We start from the raw sequence: 17,253 nt of genomic DNA on the forward strand, positions 1-17,253 counted from the left end.
CCGTGACGAGTGAGAGACGAGAGACGAAGGAGTGGCGCACATGCCGCAGAATCCGCAGAACCTGCCCGATTTCACCGAAGACGCCGGACTGAAGGACATCAGGGTCGTCGCCAGCGACATGGACTGCACGCTGCTCGCCGACGACGGCACGATGCCGCCGCGCATGGCCGAGCGCATCCTCGCGCTGGACGCCGCCGGACTCACGTTCTGCGCGGCGAGCGGCCGGCCGAACTACACGCTGGCCGAGATGTTCCCCGATCTCGCGGACCACATGGCGTTGATGTCCGACAACGGCGCCGCGATCTACTGCCGCGGCGAGCTCGTCTACGAGAGCCTCATCCCCGTCGAGGAGTACCGCCGGCTGATCGACTTCACGCTTGCCGACGGCCGCGGATGCCCCACCGTCTGCGGTCTCGAGGCGTGCTTCATCCGTTCGTGCGACAGGAAGTACGACGACTACTTCCGCACGTTCTACAAGAAGATCGTGTACATGGACGACATCACGACGCTCGACGCCGACGTCAACAAGTACACGGTGTTCTTCCCCGGCAACGACTCCGAGGAGGTGTACCGCGAGACCTACCGCGACGCCTGGTCCGACCGCTACACGGTGACGAACGCCGGCAAGATGTGGATCGACATGATGAATCCCGGCGTCGACAAGGGCACCGGCCTCGCCCGCCTGTGCGAACACCTCGGCGTGCGGCTCGAGGACGCCTGCGCGCTCGGCGACACCTACAACGACATCCAGATGCTCGAAGCCGCCGGCCACGGCTACGTGGTGGCGAACGCCGAGGAGCACATGCGCGCCCACGCCGGCTGGATCGCCCCGAGCAACAACGACCGCGGCGTCGCCACCGTGATCGACGCCGTGCTCGCCGCCCGATGAGCACCGCCAATCCCGCGCCACCGGCAATCCGCCCGACGGACGCCGCGAAGGCGACCCCCGCCCTGCTGGCGGCCCTCATCTTCCTGGTCGCGCTGAACCTGCGTCCCGCGATCGCCGGCGTCGGACCGGTGCTTACGCGCATCGGCGACGATCTCGGCTGGGGCGAGAGCGTGCTCGGCGTGCTCGGCGCGATGCCGTTGTGGGCGTTCGCCGCCGTCAGCCCGCTGGTCCGGTTCGCGGAACGACGTCTCGGCGCGGACGGCACCGTCCTCGCCGCGCTGCTCGTCCTCGCCGCCGGCGACCTCGTCCGGTCGTTCGGCGGTCCGGCAGGCGTATGGCTGGGCACGTTCGCCGTCGGCGCGGGCATCGCCGCCGGCAACGTGCTCGTGCCGGTCATCGCGAAACGCGACTACGCCCGTCATATCGCCGTCGCCACGGGCGTGTACTCCGGCTGCATCACCGCCGGCTCCGCCATCGCCGGCCTTACCGCCGCGCCGCTCGCCGCCGCGCTCGGCGGCTGGCGGCCGGCGCTCGCCGTCTGGGCCGTGCCGCCGCTCGTCGTCGCCGCATTGTGGTCGATCCGTGTGGCGCGCGGGTCGCGGGGAAACGGAAACGGCGTCGCCGCCAGTTCCGCCGCGAACGTCACCGACGTCACCGCCGGTACCGCCGGTACCGTCACGGACGCCGCCGTCGCCGTCGCCACGGACGCACGTCCGCTGTGGCGACGCCCGATGACGTGGTGGGTGACGCTGTTCATGGGATTGCAGTCGGCCGCGTTCTACACGATGTCGAACTGGCTGCCCTCGCTCGCCGCGGCCGCCGGATTCTCCGAATCGCAGGCCGGCGTCCAACTGTTCGTCTTCCAATCGCTCGGCATCCTCTCCGGCCTCCTGATTCCCGCGCTGATGCACGTGCGCGGCAACCAGGTGTGCGCGGCGCTCGTCGCCAGCGTGCCGATGGTCGTCGCCGGATGCGGCTGGCTGCTGGCGCCCGCGGCGTCGATGCTGTGGAGCGTGATCGGCGGCATGGGGCAGGGCGCGTCGCTGGTCGTCGCGCTCACGCTGATCGCCCTGCGCGGCCGCACCCCGGCCGACACGGTCGCATTGTCCGGCATGGCGCAGTCGCTCGGCTATCTGGTCGCCTCCGTCGGCCCGCTCGCCTTCGGCACGCTGGCCGAACTATCCGGCGCATGGGTCGCGCCGCTCGTCCTGTTCACCGCGCTCGCCGCCGCGCAGTGCGTGGTCGCGGTGCTGGCCGGCAAGGTGCGTTTCGCGTAACATTCGCCCGTACGATGACATTGTTTGATATGCAACAATCATGGTCATGACGGGAACGGAGGCACGGTCGCATGAACGGACACGACACCCAGAACGCACGGGCGGCACGCGCGGGGGAGTCGGTGGAATCCGCGCGAACCGGCCGTGACGGCGGCGGCGCTACGGACGCCGCCAAACGGCCCGTCGCGCCGAAGCTCGTCGTCACCGTCGTCGCGCTCGCCATCCTCACGTTCCTCGGCATCCTGTCCGAAACGTCGCTCAACATCGCCTATTCGACGCTGATGGCCGAGTTCGCGATCGACGCGTCCACCGTGCAATGGCTCACCACCGGTTACCTGCTGCTGTTGTCCGTCGCGATTCCGAGCTCGCCGTTCATGGTGCGCCGGTTCGCCACGAAGACGCTGTTCGTCGTCGCCGTCGCGATCTTCACGCTCGGCACGCTGATCGGCGCGCTCGCCGCGAGCTTCCCGATGCTGCTCGCCGCGCGTCTCGTCATGGCGCTCGGCACCGGCATCTCCCTGCCGCTCATCACCACCATCATCCTGGAGAAGGCGCCGCTCGAACAGCGTGGCGCGATGCTCGGCATCGTGAGCCTCGTCACCTGCGCCGCGCCCGCCATCGGCCCGGTGTTCGGCGGCGTCGTGATGGAATGGCTCGACTGGCATTGGATCTTCTACGCGATGCTGCCGTTCCTCGTGGTCTCCTTCGCGCTCGGCGTCGCCACCGTGCCGGAGATCCGGCATCCGGGCGACGCGGAGCAGGCGCGCATCAGCGTGCCGTCGCTGCTGCTGGTCGCGCTCGGACTCGCGGGCCTGATTGTCGCGGTCAGCTTCTTCGCCGCATGGAACGGCGACTGGCGGTTCTGGGCGACGCTCGCCGGTGCCGTCGCCGTGCTCGCCGTGTTCGCCGCCGCGCAGCTGAGGATGGGCCGTCCGCTCGTCGAGGTGCGCGTGTTCGGCTACCCCGGGTTCACGCTCGGCATGCTCATCCTGCTCATGGCCTCGGGCGGCGTGCTCGGCCTCAACTTCATGCTGCCGATCCTGCTGCAGCGCGGCTTCGGATTCGGCTCGCTCGTCGCCGCGCTGATCCTCCTGCCCGGCGCGGTGGTCGGCGCGATCGCCGCGCCGATGATCGGCGGCGCGCTGAAGGGCCATTTCCCGCCGAAATTCATCCTGTGCGGGTTCCTCGGCGTCACCGTGATGGACGCGGCGATCATCGTCGCCTACCGCAACGTGGTCGCGGTGGCCGTCGCCTACGCGCTGTTCATGGCATGCTCCGGATTCGTGCTCGTGCCCGACCAGACGCACGCGCTCAACCAGCTGCCCGCGCGGCTCAACGCGGACGGTTCCGCCGTGATGAACACGGTCCAGCAGCTCGCCGGTGCGATCGGCACCGCCGTCGCGAGCGCGCTGATCACCGAGTTCTCGGCCGCCGCCGCGCGCTCCGGCGCCTCGACCGCCGCATCGTATCTGCTCGGCTTCGCATCGAGCATGTGGCCGCTCGCCGACATGGCCGTGTGCGGGGCCGTGCTCGCCGCGCTCATGTTCCGTTTCTCCACGCGCCGCCCGCCGGAGTTGGTCGAGGCGTGAGTTTCGCGCGTTTCGCGCGTTCATCGACTGTTCATGTCGCGTGACGTCAGGTCCGACGGATTCGATGCGATGATGAGGGCATGGATGATGGATTCGACGGCGATGGCGCGCGGAACGATGGCGGTGCGGTGACGCCCGCCGACCGAGCGGCGTTGCGGCGCATCCGCGTCAGGGCGGCGGTCTGGCTGGCGGCGTTCCTCGCGCTGCTGGCGTGCGCAATCGTGGCGGGCATGGACCGTGCCGGCGTGACCCCGCTCGGCCGCGTCTATCCGTGGCTCGCCATCGCGGCATTTGTCGCCAGCGTGGGCACATTGACGTATGTGATCGGGTGGCGGCGCGCGGCCGCCCTGATCCGCGACGCGGAGGACGGCGACCAGGTGGCCGCCGCATACCTGCGTCGCGGCCCGCGGTTGGGGACGGTCGACTGGTGGTGGACGCAGCCGCCGGTGCGCCCGTCGTCGGAACGTCGGCGCGTGCTCGCGATCGGTGTGATCCAGCTTGTCGCGGCCATGCTGTTCCTTGGCGTCGACGTGGCGTTGAGCGTATCGGGCGTGTTCGCGGACGCCGGCATGGACGGTTTCCCGCTCGCCATCGCGCTGGCGTGCGTGCCGTTGATCGCCGTCGGCGCGTGGTGCGTGACGTTCCGGTTCCATCCGACCGAGCGGTGCATCCGCACGCTGCGACGCATGCAATGGGTGTTGTTCGCGTACGGATTGGCCGGGTTGGCGGTCGTGGGGTTGCTTTCGCGCGGCGTCGCGGCCTGTGCGGCGTATACGTCGGTGGTCGTGCTCGCGGGGAGTCTGTCGCGCGCGGTGACGCCGATCGCGCGGATGGCGCTGCCGGACCATGTGGTCGTCGCCGACGCGCGCGCCGCCATCGACGAGGACGTCGCGCGCCGCGCCCGCGCCGAAGCGCAGATCCCTTCCGAAGGATGGGGATTGGATATGGTCCGGGCGAAGCGCGAACGCCGCCTGATGCTGTGGTACACGCTGGTGGTCGTCGGATTCCTGGTGATGTTGGGTGTTGCGGTCGCGGTGAAGATGGTGCTGGGGTAGGGGAGCTCCGGAATGTTTTGGACTGTTTGAAACCGCTTGGAATCACTGGGTTTTTCGGTGATGGGCGCGGGGTGCCGCTGAGGAATCGCAAGCGCGACACGCCGAGAGTTGCATGGGTCGCGGATATCGGTAATATATCTACTCGTGCTTGCACAGCGCAAGTGCGAAACGGCCGCGTAGCTCAGTTGGTTAGAGCGCCGCCCTGTCACGGCGGAGGTCGCCGGTTCAAGTCCGGTCGTGGTCGCCAAAGAAAGCCCCGTCATTGCGACGGGGCTTTCGCGTTTCGTGCGTTTTCGCGCGTCCAAACTCCCATGGTGCGGTAAATCCGCCATGGTGCGGTGGCGGAAAATGGCCATTTTCCGCCGATATGGAGATTATGTGTTACCGCACCATGGGAATCTGCTTACCGCAGGGCGAGGTTGGCGGCGCCGATGAGGCCGGCGTCCTGGCCGGCGGTGGCGGCGACGATCTTCGCGTGGCTGCGGTAGGCGCTGCCTTCGAGGAAACGCGCGTAGTTGTAACGGGCCGGTTCAAGCAGGATGTCGCCGACGGCCACCACGCCGCCGCCGATCACGAAGATGTCCGGGTCGAGCACGGCGGCGACGGCGGCCATCGTGCGGCCCAGCCATTCGCCGATCTTGCCGAACGCGTACAGACCGAGCTCGTCGCCCTCCTGCGCGGCCTGGGAGACCATCGGGCCCTCCAGCTTCGTGATGTCGCCGCCGCACAGTTCCATCAGGCGCTTGCCGTCCTGCGGACGGCGGCGCACGGCCGACTTGGCGAAGTTCTCGAGCGAGGTACCGGAGGTGTAGCGCTCGGCGCAGCCGCGCAGGCCGCAGCCGCAGTGGTCGCCGTCCGGGACCATCGGCAGGTGGCCGAGCTCGGCGGCCATGCCGAACGAGCCGCGGTACAGCTCGCCGTTGATGACGATCGCGCCGCCGAGGCCGGTGCCGACGGTGAGCGCCACCATGTTGCGGTGCCCCTGGCCGGCACCGTGCACGTATTCGCCCCAGCCGGCGCAGTTCGCGTCGTTCTCGACGATGACCGGTACGGCGTGGCCGATGAGCCGGCCGACGTGGGCGGACAGATCGTAGTTGATCCATGCGGGGATGTTCGCCGCGAAGGTCAGGGTCCTGCGGTCTGCGCCTACGTTGCCGGCTGCGGAGATGCCGATGGCCTTGACGTCGTGGCCGGCCGCGACGGCCTCGTGGTAGATCTCGGCGATGTGCTGGTTGATGGCGTCGGCGTCCATCGGCGTGGGCACGCGCCAACGCTGGATGATGCTATCGTTTTCATCGCAAACGGCGCCTGCGATCTTCGTTCCTCCGATGTCGATGGCCAGCGTGGTCATGTGCTCTCCTTTGATTGGTTACGAACGTTGTAGACACTGGAATCATAACGTTTGCTGGTGACGTTGCGGGGCTGTGAAACGCACATTCTGTCCGCATGATGGCATGTTCTGTTGCCTTGTGATGACTGGGAGCGCTCACACAAAATATGTCCGCACAAGAAAAAATCCGCAAACGATTGCATGCGTGAGCCGCTCCATCGGAGAGAGCGGAGAGCGGAGCGGTTTGCAGGATTTGCGGTGGGGATTGCAGGGCGGGTTGCATCGGGGCGCAATCGTCCTTGATCCCTCGGGAGGCGTTGCGATTGCTGGGCTGGGGCGGGTCGCACGCTCGCGACCTGATGGAACCGACGGCGTGCCGGGTGAAACGGATGGCAACTTATTCCGCGGATCGGCCATGCTCCCATACCCTGAAACCACAACGACGACGAAGGCCCCGGACGAAGCGGTCGGAGCCCGCCAACGATGACGGCCATAACCACGGCCATAACGATAACCAATCAGACAGGAAACGAGGTGTGCGATGGAGAACGGCGATGATTTCCGCGTCCCGGGCATACGGCCAGGCGGTGTTCTCCTCGCCGGCGAGGCGATGGGACTGTTCACCGCAGGGCAGGAGGGCCCATGCAGCAGCGTCGGCATGTTCCAGGCCTCCGTGGCCGGCGCCGAGCTCAACGTGGCCATCGGCCTCAAGCGGCTCGGCCAGGATCCGCGTTATCTGACCCGCGTGGGCGACGACCCGCTCGGCACCCGCATCCGCCTGCTCATGGAGACCGAACGGCTCGACACCTCCCTGCTGAGCGTCGATCCCGACCGCCACACCGGCTTCATGATGAAGACGCGCGAACACGCGGGCGACCCGAAGACCTACTACTACCGCAAGGGTTCCGCCGCCTCCACCCTCGACGGCGACGACGTCAACGACGTCGATCCGACCGGCCTGTCCATCGTCCATCTGACCGGCATCCTGCCGCCGCTCTCCCCGTCGACGATGGACGCCGCCGAAGCGCTCGTCGTCTACGCGAGACGTCACAACCTGTTCCTCTCCTTCGACCCGAACCTGCGCCCCGCGCTGTGGATGAGCGAGACCCTGATGAAGTCCACGCTGCGCCGTATCGCCGCGCAATCCGACCTCGTCCTGCCCGGCATCGGCGAAGGCCACGAACTGTTCGGCGTCGACGACGTCGAATCGATCGGCAAGGCGTTCATCGACAACGGCGCGCGCTGCGTCGTCGTCAAGGACGGCCCGCGCGGCGCCTACGCGACCGACGGCAGAGGCGGCGTCTACGTGCCCGGCTTCGTCGTCGACCACGTGGTCGACACGGTCGGCGCAGGCGACGGCTTCGCCGCGGGACTCCTCTCCGCCCTGCTCGAAGGCCACACCATCGCCACCGCGATGGAACGCGCCTGCGCGGTCGGCGCGATGCAGACGCAGGTCGTCTCCGACAACGAAGGCCTGCCGACCATCGCCGAACTCGACGAATTCATGATGCTGCACGACCGCGCGCCGCTGCGCGAGACCGTCCTCGCGTGACGGGCGCGCACGCGCCCGCCCGCCGTCCACCATCCACCAATACGAACCGCAATCACCGAAAACCAATCACCATCCCGCATCTTCCAGCAAAGGAGCCAACCATGAGCACCGCGATCCTCGAGCCCACCCTCACCACCTTGTCCGACAAGCAGGCCACCATCGGCACGATGGAGCGCCTCGGCGTCGTCCCGCTCGTCACCCTGAACGACGCGGACGAGGCCATCCCGCTCGCCCACGCCCTCGCCGACGGCGGCGTGCCGATCGCCGAGGTCACGTTCCGTTCCGAAGCAGCCCTCGCCGGCATGGCCCGCATCCACGACTACGTGCCCGAGGTCATGCTCATCGCCGGCACCGTGCACAGCGTCGAACAGGCGCGCCAGGCCGTCGCCGCCGGCTGCATCGGCATCGTCACCCCGTCCTTCGACGAGCGCGTCGTCGACTGGTGCCTCGACAGCGACGTGCTCGTCCTGCCCGGCACCGCCGTCCCCTCCGACATCGAGAAGGCGTACGACCGCGGCCTGCGTTACGCGAAGTTCTTCCCGGCCGAGGCGTACGGCGGCGTGAAGACGCTCAAGGCGCTCGCCGGCCCGTTCGCCGAGATGAAGTTCCTGCCCACTGGCGGCGTGAACCTCACGAACGTGGCCGACTACGCGGCATTGAAGAACGTGTTCGCCGTCGGCGGCAGCTTCCCGGTGCCATCCGCCGCGCAGAAGGTCGGCGACTGGGCGGCCGTCGCGCAGGCGTGCCGCGCCGCGCGCGAGGCCGTCGCCGCCGCCCGCTCCTAGCGGTGAGAGGAGACGATACGATGATCGATTTCGGAGTCCGCGGCCATGACGTGCCGTTCGACGGCACACCCGAGGACCTGGCGCGCGGCATCGCGGCCACAGGCGCGCACAACGTGCAGTTCGCGCTCAACGCGCTCTTCCCGGACCTGAAGTCCGGGGCGCGCGAGATCAATCCCGGCATGGGCACGTATTTCCGCCGCGTGCTCGCCGGGCAGGGCGTGCAGATCGCCGTGCTCAGCTGCTACATCAACATGATTCACCCGGATCCCGCCACGCGCGAGGCGCTGCTCGAGAAGTTCGAGGCGTACCTGCGCCACGCGAAGTACTTCGGCGCGCCGATGGTCGCCAGCGAAACCGGATCCGTGCTCGAGACGCTCGGCGTATACACCGAACGCAACTTCACCGAGGACGTGTACCTCGACACGGTCGGCGTGATCCGCCGGCTCGTCGCGGCGGGCGAGCAGTACTCGACGCTCGTCGGCATCGAACCGGGCCGCAACCACCCGATCCACGACCTCGATACGATCGAACGGCTGATCCGCGACATCGACTCGCCGTGGATGGGCATCGTGCTCGACCCGTCCGTGCTCATCGACGGCGAGACGTACGACAGCCAGATCGACGTGATCGAGGAGGCGTTCTCCCGTTTCGGCGACCACATCGTCGCCATGCACCTCAAGGATTTCCACCCGGTGCCCGGACGGCTGGAACTCGACATGGTGAACATCGGCGAGGGCGTGATGCGCATCGCCGACGCGCTCGCCGTCGTCGAGCGGTACCGGCCGTATCTGCCGGTCATCACCGAGGAGACCAAGGGCGAGGCGATCACGCGCGCCATCGCACGGTATCAGGGCGTGTGATGGAAATTATGCAACACGCTGGAAACTGATTTCCATGTTTGCTGGAAATGTTGTACAGTATTCCATGAAAGCGAAAACCTCCAATCTCCATCGCTTTCCCGCCGGACGGTCACCGCAGATCGGTCCCGGCGCAACCATCCACCAGAAACGAGGATCCATGGAACCACCACAGATGCCGGTCACCAGGGAACGGCTGCTGCGATCGATCGACGCCATGACGGACAACCTCGTCTCCATCGCGTCCAACGATGGCGAGGGGCTGTGGAAGGTCGGCGACGTCGTCATCGACGACAAAAGCTGGAACGTATGGAACTGGCCGCAGGGCATCGGACTGTACGGGCTGTACCGCAACTATGAGGTGACCGGAAGCGCCAAGGCGTTCAACGCCGTCACCGCATGGTTCGACGGCCGTCTCGCCGAAGACAGCCCGGACAAGAACGTCAACACGATGTGCCCGCTGCTCACCATGGCCTACCTGTACGAACGCACCGGCGACAGCCGATTCCGCCCCTACCTCGAGCAATGGGCGCGTTGGGCGTACGAGAGCATGCCCCGCACCGACCTGGACGGCATGCAGCACATCACGCTCGGAGAACCCCACCACAATCAGCTGTGGGCCGACACGCTCGTCATGACCGTGCTCCCGCTCGCCAAGATCGGCCGGCTGCTCGGCGTCGGCCGCTACGTCGAAGAGGCGAAATACCAGTTCCAGATCCACATCAAGTACCTGATGGACGACGCCAGCGGACTGTGGTTCCATGGTTGGACCTTCGACGGGCGCCACAACTTCGTCGGCGCCCACTGGGCGCGCGGCAACTGCTGGGCCACCATCGCGATCCCCGAGATCATCGGCATCCTCGGGCTCAAGGAAGGCGACGCGCTCTACCGCTGGCTCGTCTCCGTGCTCAAGGCGCAGGTCGACGCCCTTGCCGCGCACCAGAGCGACGGCGGCCTGTGGCACACGCTCATCGACGACGAGACCTCCTACCTCGAATCCTCCGGCACCGCGGGCATCGCCTACGGCATCCTCAAGGCCGTGCACCAGGGACATCTCGACGAGCGATACCTCGACGTCGCGTACCGCGCCGTCGCGGGCCTGCTCGACCGGATCGACGAACACGGATCGGTCGCCGGCGTCTCCGTCGGCACCGGCATGGGAACGGACCTCGACTACTACCGCGGCATCGACATCTCGCCGATGCCCTACGGGCAGTCGCTCACCATCCTCGCGTTCACCGAGATGCTCGTCTCCTACTGCTGACGGGCGTCGACCACCGACCATACAACCAACCACACATCAACCAACCACACCACCCATCGGGAAGAGGGGAACCTCGGAAAGGACCATCATGGGTTACGACATGAGCAAGTTCTCGCTCGAAGGCAAGGTCGCGCTCGTCACCGGCGCCAGCTACGGCATCGGCTTCGCCATCGCCACCGCATTCGCCGCCGCCGGCGCGAAGATCGCCTTCAACGACCGCAACCAGGAGGCCGTCGACCGCGGCCTCGCCTCCTACAAGGAGGCCGGCATCGACGCCCACGGCTACGTCGCCGACGTCACCGACGAACAGGCCGTCGCCGGCCTCGTCGAGAACATCGAGAAGGACCTCGGCACCATCGACATCCTCGTCAACAACGCCGGCATCATCAAGCGCATCCCCATGCTCGAGATGTCCGCCGCCGACTTCCGCCAGGTCATCGACGTCGACCTCAACGGCCCGTTCATCGTCTCCAAAGCCGTCATCCCCGGCATGATCAGGAAGGGCCACGGCAAGATCATCAACATCTGCTCGATGATGAGCGAACTCGGCCGCGAGACCGTCTCCGCCTACGCCGCCGCCAAGGGCGGACTGAAGATGCTCACCCGCAACATCTGCTCCGAATACGGCGAAGCCAACATCCAGTGCAACGCCATCGGCCCCGGCTACATCGCCACCCCGCAGACCGCCCCGCTGCGCGAACGCCAGGCCGACGGCTCCCGCCACCCCTTCGACGCGTTCATCGTCGCCAAGACGCCCGCCGCCCGCTGGGGCACCCCCGAGGATCTCCAGGGCCCCGCCATCTTCCTCGCCTCCGACGCCTCCGACTTCGTCAACGGCCACGTCCTCTACGTCGACGGCGGCATCCTGGCATACATCGGCAAGCAACCTCAGTGAAAGGAGTCCACGCATATGAAGATCGCACTGATCAATGAGAACTCGCAGGCGGCCAAGAACGGCCTCGTCGAGAAGGCGCTCGCGAAGGTCGCCGCCGCCCACGGCCACGAGGTGTTCAACTACGGCATGTACGCGGCCGACGACGCCGCCCAGCTCACCTACGTGCAGAACGGCATCCTCGCCGCCGCCCTCCTCAACGCGAAGGCCGCCGACTACGTCGTCACCGGCTGCGGCACCGGCGAAGGCGCGATGCTCGCCCTCAACAGCTTCCCCGGCGTGATCTGCGGGCACGTCGAGGACCCGCTCGACGCGTACACGTTCTCCCAGATCAACGACGGCAACGCCATCGCCATCCCGTTCGCGCTCAAGAACGGCTGGGGGCAGGAGCTCAACCTCGAATACATCTTCGAGAAGCTGTGGGTCGAACAGCCGGGGGCCGGCTACCCGAAGGAGCGCGTCGTGCCCGAGCAGCGCAACAAGAGGATCCTCGACGGTGTGCGCGCCGCCGCCTACCGCCCGCTCGTCGACATCTACCAGGCGCTCGACCCGGAGCTTGTCAAGGGCGCGTTCGCAGGGGAGCGGTTCAAGGAGTACTTCACCGCCAACGCCGAAGACGGCGACGTGAAGGACTACGTGCTCTCGCTCCTCGACTGAGCCGGACTGAGGGGGGCGGGTTAGGCGATGCGGCCGTCTCATGTTGCGCAAAACGATGCAATTCTTTTGGCAAACAACGTGTAGCATGGAAACCACGACGAAGTGTTTCCATGCAGGAGGTCAATCATCATGGCGGAAGCGACCATCACCGATGTGGCGAAGGCCGCTGGCGTCGCGGCATCGACGGTGTCCCGCGCGCTGAACGGCGGCAATGTCAAGGCGGAGACGCGTGAGCGCATCATGCGGATCGCACGCCAGATGGGCTACCGCGGCACGTCGGCGGCGTCCGTCGCGCCCGCGCGCGAACCCGCCGACGGCGGCGCGCGCGGCAACCTCGGCGTCATCGTCTCCGGCATCGGCAACTTCTACTTCACCGACATCTTCAAGGGGCTGTTCTCCGTCGCCCAGAACGCGAAATACCGCCTGTTCGTCGCCGACCTGGACGCCTCCGGCGACCGCGTCGACACGCTGCAGAGCGTGATCGGCGCCTCCGAAGGCCAGATCCTCGTCTCCCCGCGGCTGAGCGACGCCGAACTGAAACGCTACTGCGATCCGACCACCACCGTGTTCACCAACCGTCAGGTCGAGGGCTTCTCCACCGTCGGCATCGACGACGCGTCCGGCATCCTCCAGGCTGTGCGCCACCTCGCCTCCCTCGGGCACAGACACATCGCCTACATCTCCGGCACGGGCAGCTCCTACGCCAACCAGGTGCGCTGCCGGACCTGCATCGACGCCGCCAAGTCCTACGGGATGGACTGCATCGTCATCGGACCGTTCGAACCGACCTACGCTGGCGGCGTCAACGCGGGCGACGCCCTACTGCTCGAACCCGGCGTCACCGGCGTCGTCGCGTTCAACGATCTCGTCGCCACCGGGCTCATCGGACGCCTTGCCGAGCGTGGCGTCGACATCCCCGGCGAGGTGAGCGTGATCGGCGTCGACGATTCCGTGCTCTCGCGCGTCGTGCGCCCGCAGCTCACGACGATCGACGTGCGCCAGGAACGCATGGGCGCGCTCGCCATGCAGATGCTCATCAACAAGATCGAATCCGCCGCGTTCCCCGAGGATGCGGCCGCGGCCGGGGAACCGCAGGTGGAACTCGTGCCCGAGATTCTCGTCACGAGGGAGTCCACCGGCGTCGCGCCCAAGTCCGCGGAGGACGATGAGGAGGACGATACGGAGGTCTATGCGGCGGAGTGAACCCCCTCAGTCGCGCTTCGCACGACGGCTTCTCCTGAAGGGGAGCGGAAGGCTTGTTTCCCCCACGTCCCCTTCAGGGGAAGCAAGGGAACTGGCCGGTCGTAGTCCGGACTGAGGGGGAACGCCCGCAACGCACGGAAGGTCCCGTTCCGATGAGGAACGGGACCTTTTCCTATGCCCGGCAAGAGCTCTGGAAATTATTTGCGGAAACAAGTGGAAACTGTTGCGTGTCTTTGGAAATATTTGCTATAGTGATTCATGTCACGGAAGACATCGGTGATGATGGTTTCCAATCACATACATACTCGGGCCGGTGGTCGAGGACGATCAACCTACGGCACATCAAGAAAGGTTGCAGTAATGAAGTTCGGCAAGACAATCATCGCGGCGGTCGCGGCCGGTGCGGCGATGCTCTCCATGGCTGCGTGCGGCAGCGGCTCCAGCTCCTCCGATGGCAAGGACGCCAACACCCTGACGGTCGCATGGTGGGGCAACCAGCAGCGCAACGAGCGTCAGGCCAAGGTCAACAAGCTGTTCGAGCAGGCCAACAAGGGCGTCACCGTCAACGGACAGTTCTCCGAATGGGACGACTACTGGAAGAAGCTGTCCACCAACGCGGCCGGCAAGCAGATGCCCGACGTGATCGCCATGGACTACTCCTACCTCCAGCAGTACGTCGACAACGGCCTGCTGCTCGACCTCGACGACTACCTCGGCACGACCATCAAGACCGACGACATCGACAAGAACGTGCTCGAGGCCGGCAAGATCGACGGCAAGACCTACGCGCTGAGCCTCGGCAACACCGCCCCGGCGCTCATCTACAACAAGACGCTGCTCGACAAGGCCGGCATCGAGGTCCCGGACAACATGACCATCGACGACTTCATCGACATCTCCAAGCAGGTGTACGAGAAGACCGGCGTCAAGACCAACTACCGCTACTACGAGGCCTCCGAGCTGCTCGAGTACCAGCTGCGCGGCGAGGGCAAGACCCTGTTCGCCGACGGCAAGCTCGGCGCCAGCGCCAAGGACGTGGAGAAGTACCTCGACGTCTACCAGACCGGCATCGAGGACGGCTGGCACATCTCCCCGGAGATCTTCGCGCAGATCAAGGCCGGCTCCGTCGAGCAGGACCCGCTGGTCTACGGCTCCGACCCCGCCGCCCGCTCCTGGTGCTCCTTCAAGTTCACCTCCCACTTCACCTCGATGCAGTCCGTGCTCACCGACGGCACCCAGCTGGCCATGACCACCTGGCCCGCCAAGAACGTGAAGAAGGCCGACTACGTCAAGCCCGCCATGTTCTTCGCGATCTCCAAGACCGCCAAGAACCCGGAGCTGGCCGCCAAGTACATCGACTTCTACACGAACAACGAGAAGGCCGTGAAGGCCATGTCCACCGACCGCGGCCTGCCGATCAACTCCAAGATGATGGACGCCCTCGAGCCGAGCCTCGCCGACACCGACAAGCAGTCCGTCGCGTTCCTCAACGAGAAGGTCATCCCGAACAGCTCGAAGATCAACCCGCCGGCCCCGAAGGAAGCCACCGAGTTCAACTCCACGATGCTGCCGACCGCCGAGGAGAACGTCCTGTACAAGAAGAACACCGCCGCCGAAGCCGCCAAGACGCTGGTCGACGAGGCCAACGACGCCCTGGCGAAGTAAGGAGGCCCCATCGACACCAGACCATGACGCCGCCGCCGGTCCTTCCACTCAACCGACAATCGACGACCGGCGGTGACGGAATCTCCTTTCCTTCCAACTACTCCTCCTCCTTCAGACGAAAGCCGGGCATGGCTTGACGCGCAAGCGACGTCCGGCTTTCGTCGTCCCCACACTTCATATCCCGAAAGGCATGGCAATGTCCCAAGCAACCGCAGCGGCGCCCGTCTCGGCACGCAACGCGAACAAGGCAAGGAAGACCGCCGGGGTGACGTTCCACAAGGAAGGCGCGCTACGCCGGTTCCTCAACAAGGAGAGCGTCGCCGGATACGTCTGCGCCTCACCGTTCATCTTCGGCTTCCTGATGTTCATGATCGTCCCGATGGTGCTGTCGCTCTACTACTCGTTCACCGACTACAGCATCATCGGCGAGGCCTCCTGGATCGGCTTCGACAACTACATCGAGATGTTCACCCAGGACGACCTGTTCTGGAAGTCCCTCGGCGTGACCTTCCTGTTCGCCCTCATCTCCGTGCCGCTCAAGCTGATCTTCGCCCTGTTCGTGGCCATGCTGCTGCTCAGGAACTCCAAGGCCTCCGGCTTCTACCGCGCCGCCTACTACCTGCCGTCCATCCTCGGCGGCTCCGTCGCCATCGCCGTCCTGTGGAAGCAGATGTTCGCCTCCGACGGCACCATCAACCAGGTGCTCGGCCTGTTCGGCGTCAAGTCCGACTTCGCGTGGCTCGGCAACACGAAGACCGCCATCTGGACGCTCATCATCCTGGCCGTCTGGCAGTTCGGCTCCTCGATGCTGATCTTCCTCGCCTCCCTCAAGCAGATCCCCGCCGAACTCTACGAGGCCGCCAGCGTCGACGGCGCCTCCAAGTGGACGCAGTTCTGGAAGATCACCCTGCCCCTGCTCACCCCGACCATCTTCTTCAACCTGGTCATGCAGATGATCAACGGCTTCCTGGCCTTCACCCAGTGCTACATCATCACGCAGGGCAAGCCGATGAACTCCACCCTGTTCTACATGGTCCACATGTACGACGAATCCTTCACCAACTACCACGCGGGATACGGCGCCGCGATGGCCTGGGTCATGCTGATCCTGGTCGGCGCATTCACCCTGTTCCTGTTCGCCACCAAGCGTTTCTGGGTCTACGACGAGGAGGCCTGATCCATCATGACCACAGCGATTCCCACCACCCCGGGCCGCAAGTCCGCCACGGTCCCCGTCCACAAGGCACCGCGCGTCAAGCCGGGCCGCATCGTCTACCACGTGCTCGTCTTCGCGTTCGCGCTGCTCATGCTCTACCCGATCGCATGGATGGTGTTCAGCTCCTTCAAGCCCACGAAGACCGTATTCACCACCGCCGGCCAGCTGTTCCCGACCACGTGGACGTTCGACAACTACGTCAACGGCTTCCGCGGATTCGAGCCCGGCATCCCGTTCTTCCGCTACATCGGCAACTCGCTGTTCATCGCCGTGACCGCCACGATCGGCACCGTGTTCTCCTCCGCGATCGTCGCCTACGCGCTGAGCCGCCTCAAGTTCAAGGGCAACAAGACGCTGTTCGTCGCGATGATGATCTCGATGATGCTGCCCGCCCAGGTGCTCATGGTCCCGCAGTACCTGTGGTACCAGAAGCTCCATTGGACGAATTCCTACCTGCCGCTCATCGTGCCCTACTGCTTCGCCATCCAGGGATTCTTCATCTACCTGATGATGAACTTCATCGACGGCATCCCGAAGAGCCTCGACGAGGCCGCGAAGATCGACGGCTGCTCCTTCTACGGCATCTTCGCCCGCGTGATCTTCCCGCTGCTCACCCCGGCGCTCGTCACCGGCTGCATCTTCTCCTTCATGTGGCGCTGGGACGACTTCCTCGGAGCCCTGCTGTACGTGTCCGACACCGAGAAGTACCCGGTGGCCCTCGCGCTCAAGCTCTTCTCCGACCCCGGCTCCTCCTCCGACTACGGCGCCCTGTTCGCCATGGCGTCCGTCTCCATCCTTCCCTCGGTGCTCATCTTCCTCTTCTTCCAGAAGTATCTGGTCGAAGGCGTGAGCACCTCGGGACTCAAGGGCTGAGCGCTTCCTCCTCCTTCGGCTCCAGCCCGCATCGCCGCCGCGCACCCGCCGCCATGGACTTGCTACCTCCTTCCTTCCCCATGGCGGCGGAGGCCGGCACTTCGCGTATCCACCACCATCCACACCATCCACCACCAGAAAGCCGGTTG

Annotated in this window: 15 protein-coding genes and 1 tRNA gene; 15 read left to right on the forward strand and 1 reads right to left on the reverse strand. The window is 66.0% G+C overall.

Annotated elements, in window-relative coordinates:
* Positions 1-40 precede the first annotated feature (40 nt).
* The 5 genes from AC1AYD_RS02945 to AC1AYD_RS02965 all read left to right on the forward strand — a co-directional run bounded on the left by AC1AYD_RS02945 (position 41) and on the right by AC1AYD_RS02965 (position 5,057).
* Positions 41-889: an HAD family hydrolase gene (locus tag AC1AYD_RS02945; RefSeq protein ID WP_476502534.1), complete on the forward strand. Its 849-nt coding sequence runs from the start codon at positions 41-43 to the stop codon at positions 887-889.
* A complete protein-coding gene (locus tag AC1AYD_RS02950; RefSeq protein WP_476502533.1) occupies positions 886-2,166 on the forward strand; it encodes an MFS transporter in 1,281 nt (426 codons plus the stop codon). The genes AC1AYD_RS02945 and AC1AYD_RS02950 overlap by 4 nt, the downstream gene beginning before the upstream one ends.
* A 71-nt stretch (positions 2,167-2,237) precedes the next feature.
* Complete coding sequence (locus AC1AYD_RS02955; protein WP_476502532.1) at positions 2,238-3,755, forward strand: DHA2 family efflux MFS transporter permease subunit; 1,518 nt, start codon at positions 2,238-2,240, stop codon at positions 3,753-3,755.
* 80 nt (positions 3,756-3,835) lie between these two features.
* Entirely contained in the window at positions 3,836-4,810 is a 975-nt protein-coding gene (locus AC1AYD_RS02960) for a hypothetical protein (RefSeq protein ID WP_476502531.1), read from the forward strand.
* Positions 4,811-4,980: 170 nt separating this feature from the next.
* Positions 4,981-5,057, forward strand: a tRNA-Asp gene (locus AC1AYD_RS02965).
* Between the two features lie 156 nt (positions 5,058-5,213).
* On the opposite strand, the gene AC1AYD_RS02970 is transcribed toward AC1AYD_RS02965, so the two are convergent.
* Positions 5,214-6,161, reverse strand: a complete 948-nt coding sequence (locus AC1AYD_RS02970) for an ROK family glucokinase (protein WP_476502530.1) — start codon at positions 6,159-6,161, stop codon at positions 5,214-5,216.
* A gap of 520 nt (positions 6,162-6,681) precedes the next feature.
* On the opposite strand from AC1AYD_RS02970, the gene AC1AYD_RS02975 reads away from it, so the two are divergent.
* The 10 genes from AC1AYD_RS02975 to AC1AYD_RS03020 all read left to right on the forward strand — a co-directional run bounded on the left by AC1AYD_RS02975 (position 6,682) and on the right by AC1AYD_RS03020 (position 17,104).
* Entirely contained in the window at positions 6,682-7,692 is a 1,011-nt protein-coding gene (locus AC1AYD_RS02975; protein WP_476502529.1) for a sugar kinase, read from the forward strand.
* A gap of 101 nt (positions 7,693-7,793) precedes the next feature.
* Positions 7,794-8,477 carry a bifunctional 4-hydroxy-2-oxoglutarate aldolase/2-dehydro-3-deoxy-phosphogluconate aldolase gene (gene eda / locus AC1AYD_RS02980; RefSeq protein ID WP_476502528.1) on the forward strand — a complete coding sequence of 228 codons (684 nt, stop codon included), beginning with the start codon at positions 7,794-7,796 and terminating at the stop codon, positions 8,475-8,477.
* A gap of 20 nt (positions 8,478-8,497) precedes the next feature.
* Entirely contained in the window at positions 8,498-9,337 is an 840-nt protein-coding gene (locus AC1AYD_RS02985) for a sugar phosphate isomerase/epimerase family protein (protein WP_476502527.1), read from the forward strand.
* Between the two features lie 157 nt (positions 9,338-9,494).
* Positions 9,495-10,598: a beta-galactosidase BglB gene (bglB, locus tag AC1AYD_RS02990; protein WP_476502526.1), complete on the forward strand. Its 1,104-nt coding sequence runs from the start codon at positions 9,495-9,497 to the stop codon at positions 10,596-10,598.
* 88 nt (positions 10,599-10,686) lie between these two features.
* Complete coding sequence (locus AC1AYD_RS02995; RefSeq protein ID WP_476502525.1) at positions 10,687-11,493, forward strand: gluconate 5-dehydrogenase; 807 nt, start codon at positions 10,687-10,689, stop codon at positions 11,491-11,493.
* Positions 11,494-11,508: 15 nt separating this feature from the next.
* Positions 11,509-12,147: an RpiB/LacA/LacB family sugar-phosphate isomerase gene (locus AC1AYD_RS03000; RefSeq protein ID WP_476502524.1), complete on the forward strand. Its 639-nt coding sequence runs from the start codon at positions 11,509-11,511 to the stop codon at positions 12,145-12,147.
* 129 nt (positions 12,148-12,276) lie between these two features.
* Positions 12,277-13,350 carry a LacI family DNA-binding transcriptional regulator gene (locus tag AC1AYD_RS03005; protein ID WP_476502523.1) on the forward strand — a complete coding sequence of 358 codons (1,074 nt, stop codon included), beginning with the start codon at positions 12,277-12,279 and terminating at the stop codon, positions 13,348-13,350.
* Positions 13,351-13,710: 360 nt separating this feature from the next.
* The gene (locus AC1AYD_RS03010; RefSeq protein ID WP_476502522.1) at positions 13,711-15,015 is read left to right on the forward strand and encodes an ABC transporter substrate-binding protein; all 1,305 of its coding nucleotides are present in this window, start codon (positions 13,711-13,713) and stop codon (positions 15,013-15,015) included.
* A gap of 196 nt (positions 15,016-15,211) precedes the next feature.
* A complete protein-coding gene (locus AC1AYD_RS03015; RefSeq protein WP_476502521.1) occupies positions 15,212-16,192 on the forward strand; it encodes a carbohydrate ABC transporter permease in 981 nt (326 codons plus the stop codon).
* Between the two features lie 6 nt (positions 16,193-16,198).
* Complete coding sequence (locus AC1AYD_RS03020) at positions 16,199-17,104, forward strand: carbohydrate ABC transporter permease (RefSeq protein ID WP_476502520.1); 906 nt, start codon at positions 16,199-16,201, stop codon at positions 17,102-17,104.
* Positions 17,105-17,253: the final 149 nt, after the last annotated feature.

This window comes from Bifidobacterium sp. LH_426, assembly GCF_056356875.1.